Below are 19,280 nucleotides of genomic sequence, written 5' to 3'. Positions count from 1 at the left end.
CCAGAGTCCTCTGCCTTTGCTCATCCCGAAAGTCGCATTTGGGAGAATCAAGGTTTTGTCCGTTATCGCAATTATATCTCTTTCGGACCGAGTTTGACTTGACCCGAAACAACAACGTTTTGACATTTGACGACAATGCGGCCAACACTCGTGTCAAGTGAGCAGCAACAGGAAGACACCATGTCATCCTTTCCAAAGTCTTCCGGATCAGACGTCTATGTCCTGGCGGCCGCCGCTGCCGGTGTGGAAAAATTCCTTACGGAGCAAGGCGGAGACATGGACCGGATCGCAGGGCGGTCGGGTCTTTCAACGCATCAATTCGCCATGCCAACAGATGCATTGAATCTGGGGGCGTACTGCCGTCTGTTTTCCGAAGCCGAAACAGATACGCAGGACGGAAACATCGGTCTGCATTTCGGGCAACAGTTCAGACCACGACAACTCGGCCTGATTGGTTATATCGCGCTTTGTTCGGACACAGTGGAGCTGGCGGCACGAAATCTGACGGCTTATTTCGGATACCATCAGGCCCAGACTATTACACGATTTGTTGAAACGGATGACCTCGTCCGGCTCGAATATATGATTGCGGACACAGCAATTCAGGACAGACGGCATGATGCCGAACTGACGATGGGCATGTTTGCGAATATTTTGAGAGTTGGTCTCGGTACGGACTGGTGCCCGCAGGAAGTTCTCTTCGCTCATCAGCAACCGGAACAGGCTTCTGAGCATCGAGAGGCGTTTCAGGCCGATATACGCTTCTCTGCCGGGATGAATGCTCTTGTGTTCCGGAAAGAGCAGCTGAGAACGCCCATGCCAGACGCCGATGCAGCTCTTCTAGAGGTGATGAAATCTTCACTTGTGACTTTGGCGCGGGGGGCGGGGCACACAGTGCCCGAGTCAGGTCCAAGCCTTAAAGAGCAGGTTATGATGCATATCCGGAAATCAATGCCGCAGGGTGGCTGTGAGTTCTGGGACGTGGCAGAAAAACTGTCTCTCTTGCCTTGGACTCTTCAACGTAGACTTGCCCAACTCGGCCTTTCTTATTCCGGACTACTGGATGAAACACGCCAGATAGATGCCTTGCGATATCTCGCAGAGCCGGAGAGAGATGTCAGTGAGATTGCGTCTCTCCTTGGATATACCGAAACCAGTGCTTTCAGCCGTGCGTTCAGAAGATGGTTTGGGGTCTCCCCGCGGGTCTGGAGACAGCAGAACAGCGTTTCAGCGAGCTAACTGATGGTCGCACGTTCATCCGTCCGTGTGGTATGGAAGAGGAATGAGTGTTGAAGTCATGCCCGGCCTGTCCCTGCGGGAAGAGGACCTAAAAGTTACCTATATTCTGGCGTCTGGCCCAGGTGGACAGAACGTCAACAAGGTTGCGACAGCCGCGCAACTTCGTTTCGATGTCGCTGGTTCTGCTGTTCTGTCGGAGCGGATACGAACCCGTCTTCTGGAAATCGCGGGTAGTCGGGCGACCCGGGATGGGGAAATTGTGCTGACCGGGAGGCGCTTTCGAACGCAGTTACGCAACCGCGAAGACGTCATTGAGCGTTTGGCGGAAATGATCCGTGAAGCCGCGCATCGACAGGCCTACCGGGTGCCGACACGCCCCGGAAAAGGAGCACGGCAGCGCCGACTGGATGGAAAAGCCCATAGGGCCGGGATCAAACGCAATCGTCGTATCCGGCTTGATGATTGAGAGGGAGAATAGATACATGACGTTCCAGCTTTCTGCCCTGGAATGGGGCGCAGGACCCAAGGTTCTTGAAGTCTTTCTGGAACCGACCTGCCCATTTTCCGTCAAGACCCTACGTAAAATACCAGATCTCCTTCAACTTGCGGGGCAAGACCGTCTGACGGTTCGCGTGCGGCTCCAGTCCCAGCCGTGGCATATGTTCTCCGGCGTCATTGTACGGGCCATTCTGGCTGCATCTTCGCTGGACGAGGGCCGGGACGCTGCGTTAGCCGTCATGACGGCTGTTGCAGATCATCGGGAAGAGTTCGAATTTACCGATCATTGCCGTGGACCGAATATGGACACTACACCGGCAGACATTCTACAGCGTATTGAGGTTTATAGCGGTGTCCCACTTGCTGAGGCCTTTGTTCGTCCCGAGGTGACGGCAGTAGTCAAATGGCATGCTCGTTACGGTCGCCAGAACGGTATCCATGTCTCGCCAACCTTCATGGTGGATGGTCTGATTGATCCAGCCTTCAGTAGTGGCGACAGTGTGGACGAGTGGGGAGACAAGCTGTTTCCCGTAAAGGACTGACGAGACAGAGAGATTGGACGTTATGCGGCTTCTTCAATACAGTCGCCACAACGTTTAGCAGTCAGGACTTTTCAATGACTTCCAACCTCTGGACCAGAGCGGCTTTCGCACTCTCGTTTGCCGCGCTCGTTGGCACTGAAGCACATGCTGCCGCAGAAAATCCGTTCTTCAGCGCCAGCACACTCCCGTATCAGGCTCCCCGCTTTGACCTGATCAAGGACAGTGATTACGCGCCCGCTTTTGAGCGCGGTATGGCAGATCATCTGCGCGAGATCACAGCGATTGCCAACAACAAGGCCGCTCCGACATTCGAAAACACGATTGTCGCCATGGAGAAGTCAGGTCGTCTGCTGGATCGTGTGCAGGAGACGTTCTTTGGTGTTTATCAAGCCAATAGTGATGCCGAACTGGACAAGGTTGAAAGCCGTGAAGCGCCACGTCTGTCTCAGCATGAAGATGAAGTCTATCTGAATGAGCGCCTGTTTGCGCGCGTAAAGGCAATCTACGATGCTCGCGCAAGCCTCAATCTGAATGCAGAGCAGGCGCAGCTTCTGGATGTTTATTACCAGCAGTTCGTTCATGCGGGCGCCCAGCTTTCCAAAGCGGACAAGGTCAAGCTGAGGGCCATCAACACGAAACTTGCTAATCTTGAATCTGCCTATCAGCAGAAGCTGATTGCCGCTGCAAAAAATGGCGCTCTGGTCGTTGATAGCAAGGAGGCGCTTGCAGGACTGGATGACGGGACGATCGCCTCCGCGCAGAAAGACGCTGAAAGCCGCAAGCTTTCCGGTAAGTGGGTTCTGCCGCTCCAGAACACAACGCAGCAGCCAGCGCTGGAAAACCTGAGCAAGCGCGAGACGCGTCAGGCCTTGTTCGATCAGAGCTGGAACCGTGCAGAGAAGGGCGACAAGAACGATACGCGGTCCACAATCGCAGAACTCGCCCAGCTTCGGGCGCAGAAGGCGGCCCTGTTCGGCTACCCGAGCTTTGCGGCCTACACGCTGTATGATCAGATGGCGAAGACGCCGGAAGCTGCCGAAAATTTCATGAAGCAGCTTGTTCCTGCGGTTGCAGCTGAACAGAAGCGAGAAGCTGGTGTGTTGCAGGACGCCATCCATCGGGATGGTGAGAACTTCACACTAAAGCCCTGGGACTGGAGCCGTTACGCGGAGCAGGTCCGCCATGAGAAGTATGCGCTCAACCAGGATGAAGTGAAGCCATATTTCGAACTGAAGACCGTTCTGACAGACGGTGTTTTCTTTGCCGCCAACCAGCTTTACGGAGTGACCTTCAAACAGCGCACTGACATCCCGGTTTATAACCCTGATGTCATGGTGTTTGAGGTTTTTGATAAGGATGGTTCACAGCTTGGCCTGATGTATTTTGATTACTTCAAGCGTGATACCAAGTCGGGCGGCGCATGGATGTCCAATTTCGTTGGTCAGTCCACCCTGTTGGGCACGAAGCCGGTCATCTACAACGTAGCCAATTTTACAAAGGCCGCACCAGGTCAGCCGCAGCTCATCACGTCTGACGACGTGACAACCATGTTCCATGAGTTTGGGCATGCCTTGCATGGACTGTTTGCCAGCCAGACATATCCTTCGATTTCAGGGACCAGTGTCGCACGGGATTTCGTTGAGTTCCCGTCTCAGTTTAACGAGAACTGGGCGCTCGATCCGAAGGTGCTCTCCCATTACGCTCGGCACTACAAGACTGGCGCTCCGATGCCGCAGGAACTGGTCGCCAAGATCAAGAAGGCTGCCCGTTTCAATCAGGGCTATGCCCTGGGTGAGATCGTCGCTGCAGCAGAGCTGGACATGAAATGGCATGCCCTCCCGGCGTCAGCACCACGTCAGGATGTGGACAAGTTTGAAGCTGACGCCCTGAACAGCATGGGACTGGACGTGGCCAACGTGCCACCGCGTTACCGTTCGAGCTACTTCCTGCATATCTGGTCCAATGGCTATTCGGCCGGATACTATGCATATCTGTGGACCGAAATGCTGGATCAGGATGCCTTTGCTTGGTTCACGCAGCATGGTGGCTTGACGCGTGAGAATGGTCAGCGTTTCCGCGACATGATCCTGTCCAAAGGGCATACGATGGATTATGGCCCGATGTTCAGTGCATTTTACGGGAAAGACCCGGATATTGAGCCGATGCTGGCGCATCGCGGCCTGACGGCTGATAGCCAAAAGTGAGATGTTACGGGCGGGTGGGAGACCAGCCGTCCGTAAGTGTCTTTAGAAACTGGATGATTTGACTGCGCTCCTGAGGCGTCAGGGCAGGTGGGTCATTTGGTTTTCGATCCATCGGTGCGTCCGTGCGATCAAGGTTAGAGCGATACTGAGGCGGGATATCATCCGGAACCTGAAGATGACCGTGTGCGTCACGGCTGTAGAAGCGTTCTGGGTGGATGTCGCGTAGGACGTAGAAGTCCAGAACCTGATGAAGGTCATGAAACACGCCATTGTGGAAGAATACCTTGCGCTTTGCCACATTGCGGAGGGTGGGTGTCGCGAACATACCGCAATAGGCCGATGACGTTTCGACACCTCCCGGCATGACTTCACACAATCCCAGATCGAAATGCCCCGTGTCGTACGGCCCCATCAAAGCCTGATTGCGCGGGGCGCCCAATGCTTCGTATTGGCGATCCGTGAGAAGTGGTGGGAGATTACCGGGAAGCGGACGATCCAGGTGACAGGCTGCGCAGTTGCCTTTTGTTGGATCGTTGAAGAGCCGATATCCGGCACTCTCTTCTGGTGTGAAACGGGCTTTCCCTTCAAGCCAGGCATCGAACTTGCTGTCATAGGCATGAAAAGATGGATCTTCGATCTGGTAGCGCGCAAGAGCAAACAAGGCTTCAGACAGCAGCAGGTCTGGGGATGCGTCAGTCGCGGGGCCGCCTAGAGCCTTCAGCCGTTGGATATACTTGGCATTTCCAAGCCTATGAAGCGCAATCTCCGGAGTAGAGGCCATTTCAGCCGGATCATAAAGGGGGCCTGAAGCCTGCTGCTGGAGCGTATCGGCCCGACCATCCCAGAACATTCCTCCTTGAGGCACCATACTGATCGTTGGGGACGCGGCTGCATTCTTTGGTGACCGACTAGCATCGGGTGCTGCCGAAGCCAGAACGGGTGCCGTCTCACTTTCTGGATTATCCGGACCAATGCTGAAATTTGGCACGTGCTCCAGATATGTCAGGGAAGGAATGGCTCTGCGGCCATGGCTTGCCAGTGTTGGGCCTCCCAGAAACACGGAAGCAGCACCGGCAGGCCCGTAATGATGTTTTGGGCTGTGACAGGATGCACAGGACAGACGTCCTGACCCTGAGAGCAAGGGGTCGTAAAAGATTTCACGCCCGATCTTCGCCATCTCGGAAAGAGGTGCATGAGCCGGCCGATGTAATTCGACCGGACATGGATTGCTGCCGTCCCGGGTTGGCAAACATTGATCCGAAGCGGCGGCTTGACTGGCTAGCATGGCGGACATTAGGCCGCCAGTCAGCGCCGCTTTGAAAGAACGGAATAAAACGGTCAAAGCGATGTAGCAGGAGCCTGTTGAACAGGTTCACCTGTCTCCGGATTCAGAAAAACGGGTGTGAGGTGTGGTGTCTGCTTGAAGTCGAACAGATCAGATAGATCGGTAGCCTCTGCGTCAAACGATCCTTGCCCAAGACGCTTACCGTGAAGCCAGTTATCTTCAATGAAGCGGGTGATGGAACTCTGGGTAATCTGGGTATGACTGACGTAATTATGCTTGGCCCATGGAGACAGCACGATTAGAGGAATTCTGGTTCCCGGACCACAACGACCGTTGACCGGCTGACCAGATACACCGGTTGAAGCTGGTGCCGTACCGCAGCGTCCGGGTCCATTGAGCTGATCTGCCGGATTATCATAGGAGCCGTGGGTTGGCGTGACATAAGCATGATCGTACCAGCCATCGGAATCATCGTAAGCGATTATAATGGCCGTATCGTGCCATTGCGGGCTTTGCTGAATGAGATTGATAGCGTTCACCACGCCCTGCTGTTCGTCCAGTGGGTTCGAATAGCCGGCATGGCCATCCTGAAAGGCTGGCATTTTCAAAAATGATACGGCAGGAAGATTTCCTGCCACGGCGATTTTATAAAAATCTTCCACGTCATATTGATGGTTAGCCGGATCCCGGTGGATACCATCCTGCTGAAACGTACGCCCGATGGCGCTTAGCGATGATGGCCTCGCATGCGTCGGATTGGACGTTGTGGCGTAATACTGGAACCAGTTGTGATGAGGAATGTAATCAACCACATTCTGGGCCACGACAGAAGAATAGGTTTGGCGCTTGCAGCCTGTCGTGCCGTCAGCGTTATGAGCGGTCAGATCAAACCCACCCATAAACCCCCCCCCAGTCAGGGTCGTTTAGTTCAGCAGGTAGCCGATTTTCCGGCTGGTCCTCATTACCTGTTCGGTCGGAACAGAGCAGACATCTCCAGCCGGATCGATATCATTAACCATGGTCCAGCCACCTTGCCCGTCCGGAATGAACGGTGACTGGACAGTTAGGGTGGACCGCCCCTGCGAGCTTTTAACGATCTTCATGCCATTGGTTTGCCCGGAGACCACTTCCAGAGCACCAGGAGTGGAGGGGCCATAAGTGTCCGTATAGGTGGCGTCACTCATGGCGAAATTCTGAGCGTAGTTCCACAAAGCCGTAACGGTGTTACCGTCAAAATAGCCCATCACCTGGCCGCGCGTTGAGAAAGCTCCGACGCCCCCCGGCGCACCACGACCGGTGTGACGAGGGAACAGGTCTGCCAGCCCATGATGATAAGCCTGTTGCTCAGCCGTGTAGGCGTGGTTCTGATCAGCAGTGCTGGCCTGTGTTCTGTCTAGACGGAAGGGCAAAGACGCATCTCGGCCGTTTTCAGCGCGAGTGTTAGGGTTTTTTAGCAGAAGAGCGGCCGCGATGAGCGTATTGGCGTTCGGCGTGGCTGCCGCCGCATGAAAAGCAGGCTCTCCGGCAGGGTTCGCTGCCGATGGATACGTTCCGAAGTAATGATCGAAGGAGACGTTCTCCTGATAGATCACGACCAGATGATGAATTGGAGTTATTGCCTCCGGAGGCTGCGTTTCAGCGGCATGGGCCGGGGCGTGCAGGAATGGGAGGAGCGTGGTGAGGAGGAGAGCTGAACGTAAAGTCATGCAGGCAGAAATCTAGCTTCTCTGGTGAGACTGGGAAGTGCGGCGTTTGTTATCTTGTTCTGTACTGGCAAACAGGAGGTGGAGGCTAGAACTTTTGTCCTGTGCGATCCGGTTGTTCCAGGCGGTCATGAGTGTTTCCCGCCAGAGTTCGTGAGGCTGCTTTAACGTGGACTGGTTCATTGGAAAGCCTTCTTGATGAAGCAGGCGACAGAGCCAATGGCACCATAGCGGACGAATGAGCGGGGAAATATTATGGTTTGATTAAATAGAAACCAAATATACTTTTATTTTGGTATGACATCTAAAATTCTGCACTTTGCCATTGCGTCAACAGGGTCGATCATTGCGTTTGGGGTGTGCTTTTTTCTGGCCCATTTGTTTGATCTTGCCAATAGCTTCCATGTACTGAAAATGCTGGTGTGACGGTCATTGGCATGAATTCTCTCAAGCTGAAGAGCGCAGTTGTCTGGCCCGGCCTGATGAATCTTCTGGGTTTGTTGCTTGGCAGTATTGCAGTTGCTTACACCTTGGTAGAATTGTTGCTACACAATGTTCGATCGTCCCAAAACTCTGGCGCTCGAATGATGGTCGCCCTGTTTAGTAAGGATCTCCCCTAGACTCTGCCAACGTGATGGTTTGGTATCTTCTCAGTTATGCTGGATTATACAGTTTGCGGATGCTTACTCCTCAATACTGCGCCCGGGTTTGGTGAAAATCTGTTCTTGAAACGCGAGATATTTTTTCTCAGTATTCGGACATAGGACCTGAAACCGTTTTCAATCTAAATCACTATAAATAAACAGGTTATTTGATTATGTTCGGGTAGCGGTAGCAATTCGTCATTTGGATAAAAAGTGTCTACACATTCTTCAATAACTGAAGAAGCCTAATACGTTGATCCGATAGGGTTAAAATGTAGAATTTCGTAACACCAGACACTATTCCGGGGTATAGGGTGGCAGCGTACGTCTTGTACCTTACTATACCGGTTATTTAATAGTGCTGTACCTGTGAGGTTGGAGACGTCACACTTTTGTCCGTTCACTGGAGGTGTCTTCTGGTGCGATCTGACACTGACCAGTCGAAATGGGGCTGCCGAGGAAGACAAACTTTCTAATTGCTCGTCATTCCAAAGGAACAATTGGGCCTGCTAGGTAGGCCCAATTGTAGAAGGGTATTTACCAGACGGTAAAGCCTGCATCGACGTTGACGATGGCACCGGTCATGAGGCTGGCGGCATCAGAAGCGAGGAATTGAACGACGGACGCCACTTCATCCGGTTGACCCACTCGGCCCATTGGGGTTCCGGCGATCCAGGCATCATAGAGTTCCGGCTTTTCCATACCGAAACGCGTCAGGGTTGTCTCAATGTAAGTCGGGGCTACGGCATTGGCGCGAATGCCATGAGGGGCCCATTCTGCGGCCAGCGAACGAATATACTGATGTACGCCCGCTTTTGAGGCGTTGTAAGCAGCCTGTTGCTGCGGGCGATTGACGATTTGTCCGGACATGGAGCCAATCGCAACGATGGCGCCCTTTTTCTGCTCGATCATGATCCGGCCAACAGCCTGACAGCATCGGAACATGCCGTTCAGGTTGATGTCCACCTGTTTGAGCCACTGCCCATCCGTCATATCTTCTGCTTTGACCTCTGAAATACAGATACCGGCACAGGCAACCAGAATATCCAGATGCCCCTCTTTCTCGTGAAGGGTTTTGATTGCGGACTGAACGCTCTCCGTGCTGGTGACATCCATCCGGATGCTATCCACATTCAGGTCCTGCTTGCGCAGATCTTCCGCGGATTGTGCAGCAAGTGTTTCATCCAGATCTGCGATGATGACGCGTGCGCCTGCTTCTGCCAGAGCCGTGACGCAGGCGAGGCCAATATTCTGGGCACCGCCTGTGACCACTGCGACGCGACCGTCAAGGCGGAGTTTTTCCATGTACATGATGTCTATTCCTGGGAAGAAAATCAGGCGGCAAGGGGATGACGACGGCAGGCTTCGAACGCCAGGCCATCAGGGGCGAAAAGGTGGCAATGCTGCGGAGGAAGCTTTAGGCTGACCTGCGTGTCGACTTCGAGGGTTGTGAAACCGTCTGTCTGAACAACGATGATCTGCCCATCGGCACAGCGGACATGAACCAGCGTGATGGCGCCTAGGCGCTCGATAACCTCCACGATCCCCCTATCATCACTCGCGGGAGCCAGCTCAACGTGTTCTGGGCGAATGCCGACTGTAATCTTGGTTCCGGGCAAAATATCTGGTGGCGAGACGGGGACTTGAAGAAGAGTACCGTCCCGGAGCTGAACACTCGATCCGTCCTGCCCGCCATTCTGGAAGATCGCGGAGAAGAAGTTCATGGGAAGGGAGCCGATGAATTTGGCGACAAACAGGTTACGCGGGTGGTGATAAAGCTCCAGCGGTGAGCCAATCTGTTCCACAACGCCTTTCTGGAGAACCACGATCTTGTCCGCCATTGTCATGGCTTCCACCTGGTCATGGGTCACATAGATGGTGGTCGCGTTCAGCTTGCGATGGAGGGCCGAAAGCTCCACTCGCATCTGGCCTCGCAGGGCTGCATCCAGGTTTGAGAGAGGCTCGTCAAACAGGAAGACCTTCGGGTTACGCACAATGGCGCGGCCGATAGCAACACGCTGCCGCTGACCGCCTGAGAGCTGACCTGGCTTATGATGCAGGTAGGGTTCAAGCTGAAGCGTGGCGGCAACATGCTTGATCTTCTCGCTCCGTTCTTTCTCCGACACTCCAGCAAGCTTGAGGCCAAATTCCATGTTCTTGTAGACGTCCATGTGCGGGTAGAGCGCGTAGGACTGGAACACCATGGCAAGGCCGCGTTTTCCCGGTTCCACGTCATTAACGCGCTGACCGTCAATCAGAAGGTCTCCGGAAGTGATGTCTTCAAGGCCTGCAATCATACGAAGCAGCGTGGATTTTCCGCAGCCGGACGGGCCGACAAAAACCACGAATTCACGGTCCTCGATCGACAGCGAAATGCCTTTGATAATTTCTTCCGTAAGATAGGTTTTACGGAGGTTTTTGAGTTCAAGCGTTGCCATATATCAGGTCCCGTTCCTGAGCGTTTGGGGGACGGAGAATGCGAGGGTAGCCATCATTTGACGGCTCCGAAGGTGAGGCCCCGTACGAGCTGTTTCTGGCTGATCCAGCCCAGAACAAGGATCGGAGCGACTGCGAGTGTGGATGCGGCGGACAGCTTGCCGAAAAACAGCCCTTCCGGTGAGGAGAAGGAAGCGATGAATGCCGTGAGTGGAGCGGCATTGGAGGAGGTGAGATTGAGAGACCAGAAAGCCTCATTCCAACACAGGATCAGCGACAACAGGGCTGTGGAGGCGATCCCTGGCAGGGCAAGGGGAAGCAGGACCATTGTCATTTCCTGCCAGCGTGTTGCCCCATCCATGCGACCGGCCTCAAGAATTGGGGCAGGAACTTCCCGGAAGAATGTGAACAGCATCCAGACGATGATGGGCAGGTTCGTCAGCATGTTGACGATGGCCAGGCCTGTGCAGGTATCCAGAAGGTGGGTGCTGCGGGCCAGAAGATAGATTGGCACGAGTACGCCGACAGGAGGCAGCATGCGTGTCGACAACATCCACAGCAACGTTCCGCGTGTGCGCTTTGAGGGCATGAAGGCCATCGAGTATGCAGCCGGAATGGCAAGCAGGAGTGCCCCCACAGTAGCTCCGACCGAAATAATGACGGTGTTGAAGGTGAAGTGCCAGTAACTTGCGCGCTCGAACACTTCCGCGTAGCTGCTGAGGGTCGGCGCGAAGATCAGTTTGGGCGGTGTTGAGACCGCCTGAACTTCGCTCTTGAAGCCCGTCAAAATCATCCAGAAAATGGGAAAGAAGAGCCATAGCGCAATACCCCAGCCCAGACAGGTGACGGCGATTTTTGTGCTGCGTTTTGTCTTGATCGCCATCTCACACCTCCAGGTTGCGTGCGACGGAGCGCACGAGGAACATCGCGGCGACATTCGCAATAATGATCGCCAGGACACCACCAGCAGACGCGCCGCCGACATCAAACTGAAGCAATGCGCGGGAGTAGATGAGATACGCCAGGTTGGTGGATGCCACTCCAGGGCCACCTGCCGTCGTGACGGAGATCTCCGCAAAGATTGTCAGCAGATAAATCGTCTCGATCATCACGACGACGCTGATAGCGCGGCTGAGGTGAGGGAGGATGATATGACGGAACTGTGCGATCGGACCGGCACCATCCATCCGTGCGGCCTCCTTCTGCTCGCTATCCAGTGACTGGACGGCTGTAAGGAGAATGAGGACGGCGAATGGCAGCCATTCCCAGCTGACGATCATCATGACTGTCAGGAGCGGAAACCGGGCAAGCCAGTCAATTGGCGTCAAACCGACAGCCCGCATCATGGCGGAATAAACGCCATAGATCGGGTGCAGCATCAGGTTCTTCCACAGCAGGGCAGACACTGTCGGCATGACGAAGAACGGAGAAATGACCAGAACACGTGCAATGCCGCGCCCGAAGAACTCCTGATCGTAAAGGATGGCTAAAAGTGTGCCACCTCCTACGCTGATGATCAGGACGCCAACGACCAGAATAACTGTATGCAACAGGGAATACAGAAAATCTGGATCAGTCAGAAGGTACCAGTAGTTGCTGAAGCCAGCGAAGCCATGAAGCGTCGGGTCAATCAGATTGTAGTTGATCAGCGAGTACCAAAGCGTCATCGCCAGTGGGACGAGGGACCAGACGAGAAGAATCAGAACGGCAGGCGAAAGGAGCAGAAGCCCCGTTCGCTTGCCTTTGCGTTCTGATGCCCCTTTTGGGGGGCTGTGTTCTAGAACTGCCTGCATGGCACTCTGCCTTACTTGGCGCGGCCAGACTGGCGCAGCGAACGGGTGACAGAAGATTGTGCTGCAGTCAGTGCCTGATCCACGGTCATCTGCCCGGAAAGGGTCGCGGCGACCGTCTGCCCGACCTGAGTACCAACTGCCTGGAATTCAGGAATTCCGACAAACTGCGCTCCGGTATAGGGGCGCGGTTCTGCTGTTTGTCCACTCGGATCGGCAGTCTTGATCGCGTTCAGAACGAACGACGCAAACGGGGCTGCTATCTGGTACTCGGGGGCAGCATATGTTGAGGCGCGGGTTCCAGCGGGAACGGCAACCCACCCCTTTCGGTCCGCAACCAGCTTCACGTATTCCTTGGAGGTTGCCCATGTGATGAAGGTCTGGGCGTCCGTGCCCTGATGAGAACTGACGGGAACGGCAAGGCTCCAGCTCCACAACCATGTTGGTCCCTTGCCATAGGGGCCTTTAGGAGCCGAGGCGAAGCCGACCTTGTCGGCTACCTGAGACTGTTTCGGATCGAACAGAAGACCGCCGGCAACGGTGGAATCAATCCAGATGCCGCAATGTCCGCTCGCGAAGAGCGCCAGATTTTCATTGAATCCGTTGGATGTGACGCCCGGTGGGCCGTCTTCCTTCAGCGCCGAGACGTACCATGTCAGGGCTTTTTTCCATGCGTCTGACGTCAGCATTGGCTTCCAGGACATGTCGAACCACTGGGCACCGTATGTATTCGCCAGCGACGAGACATAGGCCATGTTCTCACCCCAGCCAGGCTTGCCACGAAGACAGATGCCATAGACCTGTCCTGATTTGTCTGTGATCTTGTCAGCAAATTGCCGGATCTGATCGTAGGTAGGTGCGTCTGGCATCGTCAGACCGGCTTTCTGGAACAGATCCTTGCGGTAGTAGGTCATAACGCTCTCGGCATAGAAGGGGAGGGCGTAAAGCTTGCCGTCTGATGTCAGGGCTTCCCGAACCGATGGCAGCACATCGCTAATATCGTATGCTGCGTCCGGCTTGATTTCTGTGAGCCATCCCTGTTTCGCCCAGATGGGAACTTCGTAATTCCCGATCGTCACAACGTCGAACTGACCGGTTTTCATGGCAATGTCGGTTGTGACGCGCTGGCGTAGAACATTCTCTTCGAGAGTCACCCAGTTGAGATGAATATCGGGATGAGCTTTTTCAAACTCCTGCGATAGCTGACGCATGACGATCATGTCCCCGTTGTTCACGGTTGCGATTGTCAGGGTGCCTGCGGCTTGCGCAGTGGAAAGAACTGAACCGCTCAAGAGAACTACAAGGGTGCAGGCTGTTTTCAGACGGGACATGGAACTCAGACCTTTGAAAAAAGAGCCGCGAACGGAGTTACGCACGACAGCTTGGGTTTTCGGGAGGCAGATCAGTGAGTGGACGTTATTTCTAAAGCATCCTGCATTTTCTGACGCCATGCGAGCTGGCTTTCTAGCATGTCGTGACAGATGGAACGTTTGGCAGCGTGGTAAGTCTTCGTTTTCACATCTGGCAGGATTTCGCTGCCAGCATGGCTCATTTGTGCCATAGCTGCGCGCAGAGTGGCATATTGGCCGCTAGCGACAGCTCCCAGAATGGCCGCCCCGAGAAGAACGGAATCAGGCTCTTTGGGGAGGAGGATACGACAGCCGGTTGCATTTGCATGTTCGCGCAAGAAGATCGGGTTCTTGGTGCTTCCTCCCGTGGCCAGAATTGTGTCGATCCGGTAGCCTTGGGCGTTGAGAGCATCAATGATGTCCTGCGTGCCGTAAGCCAAACCCTGGAGGGTAGCCAGATAGAGCTTGGCGAGATCATCCGGCGTCGCTGACAAAGCGAGGCCGCTGATAACGCCCTTCAGATCCGGGTCTGCATGGGGAGAACGATTTCCATGGAAATCTGGCAGCAGGTGAAGATTGGCTGTACTGCTTCCTGGCAGTTTCCGGGCTTCCAGCTCTTCAATCCGGGTATTGAGGAGGGCATAGATATTACTGCCTGATTGCTCAGCCTGCTGTTTGAGCCCAGGGCCCGCGGCATGGTGAGAAATCACGAAATCAATCAGCGCTCCGGTTGCTGACTGACCTGCTTCATTCAGCCACATATCCGGGACCATGGCGTTCCAGTAAGGCCCCCATACTCCGGGCACGAAACGGGCCTCCTTTGACGCCGCCATATGGCAGCTGGATGTGCCACAAATTAAAGATATTGAGCGCTCAAGAACGGCATCAGAAATTGTGCCTTCCGCTTCGATACCCAGAATGCCAAGCCCACCAGCATGAGCATCAATTGCTGAAACACCAACGGGAATACCAACTTCTAACCCTAGTTCCGCCGCTGTCTGAGGGCTCAAACCATCCCCGACGACACCCCCAAGCGGGCGAATGTCATTGCCGATCCGGGCGTAGTTGTCAGCCGTGAGGTCTTCCAGACCAATAGCCTTGAAATATGTGTCATCCCATCTGTCTTCATGGGCCAGATAGGTCCATTTGCAAGCTGTTGAACAGGCTGAACGGGACAGGGATCCGGTTGCGCGCCAAGTCAGGAAGTCGGGGAGGTCAAAGAAATGGCCGGCTCTGGCGAAAATGTCGGGAAGATTACGCTTCAGCCACAGGAGCTTCGGCGTCTCCATTTCCGGAGAAATTCTTCCCCCGACATAGCGCAGGACATCGTATCCACCGTTATTAATTTCGGCAGTTTCTTTCAGTGCACGGTGATCAGCCCAAAGAATAATGTCCTGCTCTGGTGCACCTTGCGGGTCCACCGAGAGCGGCTTGCCGTTCCTATCAAGTACGACAAGGGAACAGGTGGCATCAAAGCCGATCCCGATGATGCGGAAAGGTTCAGTGAGCGTAGAAAGCGCAGTGCGGGTGGCTGTACAGACCGCAGCCCAGATGTTTTCGGACGACTGCTGTGCGAAATCCGGGGCCGGTGACCACGTTCTGGTTGGCTGCACCGCAGAGGCCATTTTCTGCCCGGTCAGGGTGAAAATGCCAGCGCGTGCACTGCCAGTCCCAACATCAATTCCAAGAACCAGATCCATACAGCACACCTAAAGCTGACAAACACACATAAAACACGCTGTTGGTGGGGATAATCCAGAAAGAAGGACCGTCAAATCTCAAAGCGAACATTCTGAAATGTTACGTTCAATAAATCTGAGGTGTGCTTCTTTCGGCAGGAATAACGGCCACACAACAACATATAACGTTATTCATGTTACATATATCATTTTCACTGTCCAGCATACGAGATGGGATTTTCATCAACCAAAGGTCGGTCTCGCTAAAAGATGATATTTTAGCGCTCAGGATTCTCCGAGAACGCCAGGAAAAACCCTGAGCAGACAGATATTAGGATTGAGCCAGTGCAGGCACTGGAGCACGTTCTGCAAGCAGGCCTTTTGACTTGAGTTCAGCCCAGAAGTCTTCAGGGATAGGCTGAGCAAACCACTCCAGGTTCTGCTTGAGTTGGGTCACATTTCGTGTGCCCGCGCAAAATGAAGAAATCGAGGGGTGTGCCACCACAAACTGAAGTGCAGCGGCAGGGAGTGAAACGTCATAATCCTCGCAGACTGCCTCAATTTTCTTGACGCGATCCAGAATGTGTCCGGGCGCAGGGGAGTAATTGTACTTCGCGCCCGGAACCGCTCCTGTTGCCAGAATTCCTGAATTGAAACCTCCGCCAACAATAAGGGTGGCGCCTCGCTGTTCACAGAGAGGTAGGAACTCGTTCAGGGCGTCCTGTTCCAGCAAAGTGTATCGACCTGCCAGAAGGAAGCAGTCGAAATCACGTTGCTGAAGAGCAGCATGGCAGACTTCCCATTCATTCACACCAACACCGACGGCTTTAACGACACCTTCTGATCGAAGTTTTTCCAAAGCGCGCCAACTCCCGTCCATTGCCTGCCGAAAGGCTTCTGGCTGATCGGGACCATGCGTAAATCGGTCGATATCGTGGATGAAAGCGACATCGATGTGCTCGAGCGCGAGCCTTTGAAGGGAGTCTTCAAAAGCTCGCATCGTTCCGTCGTAGCTGTAGTCAAAGGTCATTTTGTTGGGGGCGGCATTAACCCAAGGAGCAAAGTCAATCTCGGTCCTGCGAGCAGAATGCAGCGTTCGCCCAACTTTTGTCATGACGACGAAATCATCTCTATTTTTCCAACGGAGGGAGTGCCCGAGCCTGAGCTCTGCCAGCCCATGGCCATACATGGGGGACGTGTCATAGAGGCGAATGCCAGCAGTCCAAGCCTGTTGGATCATCTCATCTGCCTCCTGATCTCCAACCTCCTGAAGAAAATTCCCCAGAGGGGCAGTGCCGAAGGCAAAAGCTGTAACGCTAAAGTCTTTTCGTCCGAATTTACGACGCTCTGAAGGGTTCATGGTCGCTCCTCCTGATGGGATGATCGTGCTGTGCGTGGGATCGTGATGGGGAAAGACCGCTGGTCACAGCAGATCATCAGGGGGCTTCCGAACATCTGCAGTTTACGTTGTGATGAGGGGCTCGTTCGCGTGAGCACAGAAATTTTATTGCCGGGAAGGTTAAACTGTTGGAGTGGTTTTTAATGCTTCGGTTTTTGCTGTTAGCTGGAATGCGGAACTGGCGATTGCTGTTTGGCGCTCTTCCTGCCATTCAGGGCCCATGACGAATAACAGGCACTTTGAGATCTTTCTTGCTGCTCCTCCGGGACTGGAAGAGACCCTTTGCTCCGAAGTCCGGATGAAGGGCTTTCGCCAGCCAAAAGTCGTACCCGGCGGGGTGACACTGCGAGGAGGGTGGCCTGAAGTCTGGCGAGCCAATCTCTGGATCAGAGGAGCTAGTCGGGTACTGGCACGCGTGGCGCAGTTCAAGGCGGAGTATCTGTCTCAACTTGAAAAACGCGCACGGGAGATTAAGTGGTCGGAAGTGCTGCGTCCGGATGTTCCGTTCAAGGTGGACGTCTCCTGTTCGTCTTCACGGATCTATCATAGCGGTGCGGCGGCAGAGCGTATTTCCAAGGTTGTGACGGAAATCTTGGGTGCATCTGCTGAAGCTGATGCTGATGTAGTTCTACGTGTCAGAATTGATCAGAATTTCTGTACCGTCAGTGTCGATACGTCGGGGGATCTTCTGCACAGGCGCGGGCATAAAGAGGCGGTCAATCGCGCTCCCATGCGAGAAACCCTGGCTTCGCTTTTCCTGAGGAAATGTGGATACGATGGTCAGGAAACCGTAGTGGACCCCATGTGCGGTTCGGGGACCTTCGTGATTGAGGCTGCCGAGATCGCGTCTCGCCTCAATCCTGGGCGCTCAAGACACTTCGCCTTCGAGCAACTCGCGACGTATGACGAAGCTGCGTGGCAGACAATGCGCTCCGTCAAAAGTGAGCGTGCACCCGGTTTCTGCTTTTACGGAAGTGACAGGGATGCCGGTGCGATTGCCATGAGCGAGGCTAATGCCTTGCGGGCTGGGGTTGCGGAGTGCACGGAGTTTCGTCAGGCCACAATCAGTGAAATCAGCCCGCCTGATGGAAGTGCTCCCGGATTGGTTATTCTAAATCCTCCTTATGGGACACGTATCGGCGATAAGGCGAAGTTATCTGCGCTGTATCGTGCTCTGGGGCAAAGACTTAAAGAACACTTTAAGGGATGGCGTGTGGGTATTCTAACGACAGAAGTTTCACTGGCCCACGCAACGGGGCTTCCGTTTCTTCCCATCGGGGCTCCCATTCCGCATGGTGGTTTGAAAGTGTTTCTTTTTCAGACAGAAGCGCTCGTGTAATCTTGGAGAAAGTACTCTACCCGTTCAATGAAGAGCGCGGTGAATGGATTGGAAATCTTGGACCGCGCCACGATTGAGAGGGTCTGGGGTTGGGTCCCGTGCTCGTTGAGAGACAGGAACTTAAGCTTTCCTTCGGCTTTCTCCTGAATGATGTCCAATGGTGTCAGGAAAGTGATATGCCCAGGGGAAAGAGCCATCTGGCGCATTAGCTCAATCGAGTTGGTCTCGATGGCCGGCGTCAAGGTCAGATTTCGAGCTGCATAGAGATCTTCGAGGTGGGGTCGAATAGCCATGCTGGCATCAGCTACGGTTAGTGGCCACGCGTTGCATTCTTCGAGGGTAATGGATTCCTGATGGGCGAGGGGGTGATGGACGCTCATCACCACGCCTAGGGGAACCGTGCGCGACGTCTGCACAACGAGGCTGTTGTCCACGGGAATATCAAACCCGATGCCAATATCGGCCTGCCCATTTTTGACAGTCTCGACGAGATCATGCGTGCCGTAAGTGCTGACATGAATGCGAACGTTTTGGTGTGTGTTGTGAAAATCAGCCAGAGCAAGCGGCAAAAAGGTCGAGATGGGACCTACCATCGTAGCGATAGAAAATTCCCCGCGTTTGAGACCTTTCAGATCTTCCAAAACTTGCCGCGTGAGGTTCATGTTTTTGAGCGTCTCGCGGACGTGAGCAAGCAGGATTTCTCCCGCAGCCGTCAAAACCAGTTTGCGGGGAAGTCTCTGGAATATGGGAGTGCCCAGATTATCTTCCAGCGTCAGGATCTGCCGATTAATCGCAGTTGAGGCAACGTTTAGCTGTTCGCCTGCCTTTCGGATGGATCCGCAGCGGGCAACCGTATCCAGATAGATGAGAAGGCGGCTATGGAGCATCGTAGTTTTCGTACCGAAAAGATGCAGACTAAGAACGTTCCGAAGATCTTTCAAGGAAAGATGGAAAACATCTCTAACACCTCTGGTAGCGACAGTTTTCGTAATTGGAAGAGAACGTGTTGCATTAAGAACACACCTTGGGAACCGTTCGCCTTATGCCGCCATTATGATTGTGATCAGCACACATCTGATGCGAAAAACAGTAAAAATTTTAGAGCTAAAAATTCCTATAAGGAATTGAAATAAAACATATATTTTAAAAATAGAAGAGCAAGGTATGATCTAT

14 protein-coding genes and 1 pseudogene are annotated in these 19,280 nt (G+C 54.0%); 5 read left to right on the top strand and 10 right to left on the bottom strand.

Annotated elements, in window-relative coordinates; genetic code table 11:
• The first annotated feature begins 180 nt into the window (after positions 1-180).
• The 4 genes from ABF979_RS03230 to ABF979_RS03215 all read left to right on the top strand — a co-directional run bounded on the left by ABF979_RS03230 (position 181) and on the right by ABF979_RS03215 (position 4,483).
• Positions 181-1,239, top strand: coding sequence for an AraC family transcriptional regulator (locus ABF979_RS03230; RefSeq protein WP_415557719.1), 1,059 nt, complete (start codon positions 181-183; stop codon positions 1,237-1,239).
• Positions 1,240-1,282: 43 nt separating this feature from the next.
• Positions 1,283-1,705: an alternative ribosome rescue aminoacyl-tRNA hydrolase ArfB gene (gene arfB / locus ABF979_RS03225; protein WP_415557717.1), complete on the top strand. Its 423-nt coding sequence runs from the start codon at positions 1,283-1,285 to the stop codon at positions 1,703-1,705.
• Between the two features lie 16 nt (positions 1,706-1,721).
• The gene (locus ABF979_RS03220) at positions 1,722-2,279 is read left to right on the top strand and encodes a DsbA family protein (protein ID WP_415557715.1); all 558 of its coding nucleotides are present in this window, start codon (positions 1,722-1,724) and stop codon (positions 2,277-2,279) included.
• Between the two features lie 74 nt (positions 2,280-2,353).
• Positions 2,354-4,483, top strand: coding sequence for a M3 family metallopeptidase (locus ABF979_RS03215; protein WP_317214370.1), 2,130 nt, complete (start codon positions 2,354-2,356; stop codon positions 4,481-4,483).
• A gap of 4 nt (positions 4,484-4,487) precedes the next feature.
• Here the strand turns inward: ABF979_RS03215 and ABF979_RS03210 are convergent, their stop codons facing one another.
• The 9 genes and pseudogenes from ABF979_RS03210 to ABF979_RS03170 all read right to left on the bottom strand — a co-directional run bounded on the left by ABF979_RS03210 (position 4,488) and on the right by ABF979_RS03170 (position 16,729).
• On the bottom strand, positions 4,488-5,732 hold the full coding sequence (locus ABF979_RS03210; protein ID WP_415557713.1) for a cytochrome-c peroxidase: 1,245 nt from the start codon (positions 5,730-5,732) through the stop codon (positions 4,488-4,490).
• A gap of 89 nt (positions 5,733-5,821) precedes the next feature.
• A pseudogene (locus ABF979_RS03205) lies at positions 5,822-7,474 on the bottom strand (phospholipase C).
• 1,178 nt (positions 7,475-8,652) lie between these two features.
• Entirely contained in the window at positions 8,653-9,426 is a 774-nt protein-coding gene (locus ABF979_RS03200; RefSeq protein ID WP_046901882.1) for an SDR family NAD(P)-dependent oxidoreductase, read from the bottom strand.
• Between the two features lie 23 nt (positions 9,427-9,449).
• Positions 9,450-10,553 (bottom strand): ABC transporter ATP-binding protein, encoded by a 1,104-nt coding sequence (locus ABF979_RS03195; protein WP_415557711.1) that lies wholly within the window; start codon positions 10,551-10,553, stop codon positions 9,450-9,452.
• A gap of 53 nt (positions 10,554-10,606) precedes the next feature.
• Positions 10,607-11,434 carry a carbohydrate ABC transporter permease gene (locus ABF979_RS03190; protein WP_086633853.1) on the bottom strand — a complete coding sequence of 276 codons (828 nt, stop codon included), beginning with the start codon at positions 11,432-11,434 and terminating at the stop codon, positions 10,607-10,609.
• A gap of 1 nt (position 11,435) precedes the next feature.
• Positions 11,436-12,344: a carbohydrate ABC transporter permease gene (locus ABF979_RS03185; RefSeq protein WP_046901879.1), complete on the bottom strand. Its 909-nt coding sequence runs from the start codon at positions 12,342-12,344 to the stop codon at positions 11,436-11,438.
• 11 nt (positions 12,345-12,355) lie between these two features.
• Positions 12,356-13,672, bottom strand: a complete 1,317-nt coding sequence (locus tag ABF979_RS03180; protein WP_415557709.1) for an ABC transporter substrate-binding protein — start codon at positions 13,670-13,672, stop codon at positions 12,356-12,358.
• Positions 13,673-13,743: 71 nt separating this feature from the next.
• Positions 13,744-15,390, bottom strand: a complete 1,647-nt coding sequence (locus ABF979_RS03175; protein WP_415557707.1) for an FGGY-family carbohydrate kinase — start codon at positions 15,388-15,390, stop codon at positions 13,744-13,746.
• Positions 15,391-15,700: 310 nt separating this feature from the next.
• On the bottom strand, positions 15,701-16,729 hold the full coding sequence (locus tag ABF979_RS03170; RefSeq protein WP_415557705.1) for an aldo/keto reductase: 1,029 nt from the start codon (positions 16,727-16,729) through the stop codon (positions 15,701-15,703).
• Positions 16,730-16,988: 259 nt separating this feature from the next.
• On the opposite strand from ABF979_RS03170, the gene ABF979_RS03165 reads away from it, so the two are divergent.
• Positions 16,989-18,107, top strand: coding sequence for a THUMP domain-containing class I SAM-dependent RNA methyltransferase (locus ABF979_RS03165; RefSeq protein WP_415557703.1), 1,119 nt, complete (start codon positions 16,989-16,991; stop codon positions 18,105-18,107).
• Here ABF979_RS03165 and ABF979_RS03160 read toward each other — a convergent pair.
• Positions 18,086-18,994 carry a LysR family transcriptional regulator gene (locus ABF979_RS03160; RefSeq protein ID WP_415557701.1) on the bottom strand — a complete coding sequence of 303 codons (909 nt, stop codon included), beginning with the start codon at positions 18,992-18,994 and terminating at the stop codon, positions 18,086-18,088. The two genes, ABF979_RS03165 and ABF979_RS03160, sit on opposite strands and share 22 nt — an antisense overlap.
• Positions 18,995-19,280: the final 286 nt, after the last annotated feature.

This window comes from Gluconobacter sp., assembly GCF_047723935.1.
In the GTDB taxonomy this organism is placed as follows: Bacteria; Pseudomonadota; Alphaproteobacteria; order Acetobacterales; family Acetobacteraceae; genus Gluconobacter.
The sequence above is the reverse complement of the archived record's forward strand: the minus strand, read 5'-3'. Positions and strand labels throughout refer to the sequence as shown.

Excerpts from the sequence above, each read along its gene's own strand:
- ABF979_RS03190 (WP_086633853.1), bottom strand. The coding sequence starts at position 11,434 with ATGGCGATCAAGACAAAACGCAGCACAAAAATCGCCGTCACCTGTCTG.
- ABF979_RS03215 (WP_317214370.1), top strand. The coding sequence starts at position 2,354 with ATGACTTCCAACCTCTGGACCAGAGCGGCTTTCGCACTCTCGTTTGCC.
- ABF979_RS03165 (WP_415557703.1), top strand. The coding sequence starts at position 16,989 with ATGACGAATAACAGGCACTTTGAGATCTTTCTTGCTGCTCCTCCGGGA.
- ABF979_RS03175 (WP_415557707.1), bottom strand. The coding sequence starts at position 15,390 with ATGGATCTGGTTCTTGGAATTGATGTTGGGACTGGCAGTGCACGCGCT.
- ABF979_RS03180 (WP_415557709.1), bottom strand. The coding sequence starts at position 13,672 with ATGTCCCGTCTGAAAACAGCCTGCACCCTTGTAGTTCTCTTGAGCGGT.
- arfB (WP_415557717.1), top strand. The coding sequence starts at position 1,283 with ATGAGTGTTGAAGTCATGCCCGGCCTGTCCCTGCGGGAAGAGGACCTA.
- ABF979_RS03195 (WP_415557711.1), bottom strand. The coding sequence starts at position 10,553 with ATGGCAACGCTTGAACTCAAAAACCTCCGTAAAACCTATCTTACGGAA.
- ABF979_RS03160 (WP_415557701.1), bottom strand. The coding sequence starts at position 18,994 with ATGCTCCATAGCCGCCTTCTCATCTATCTGGATACGGTTGCCCGCTGC.
- ABF979_RS03185 (WP_046901879.1), bottom strand. The coding sequence starts at position 12,344 with ATGCAGGCAGTTCTAGAACACAGCCCCCCAAAAGGGGCATCAGAACGC.
- ABF979_RS03200 (WP_046901882.1), bottom strand. The coding sequence starts at position 9,426 with ATGTACATGGAAAAACTCCGCCTTGACGGTCGCGTCGCAGTGGTCACA.
- ABF979_RS03170 (WP_415557705.1), bottom strand. The coding sequence starts at position 16,729 with ATGAACCCTTCAGAGCGTCGTAAATTCGGACGAAAAGACTTTAGCGTT.
- ABF979_RS03220 (WP_415557715.1), top strand. The coding sequence starts at position 1,722 with ATGACGTTCCAGCTTTCTGCCCTGGAATGGGGCGCAGGACCCAAGGTT.
- ABF979_RS03230 (WP_415557719.1), top strand. The coding sequence starts at position 181 with ATGTCATCCTTTCCAAAGTCTTCCGGATCAGACGTCTATGTCCTGGCG.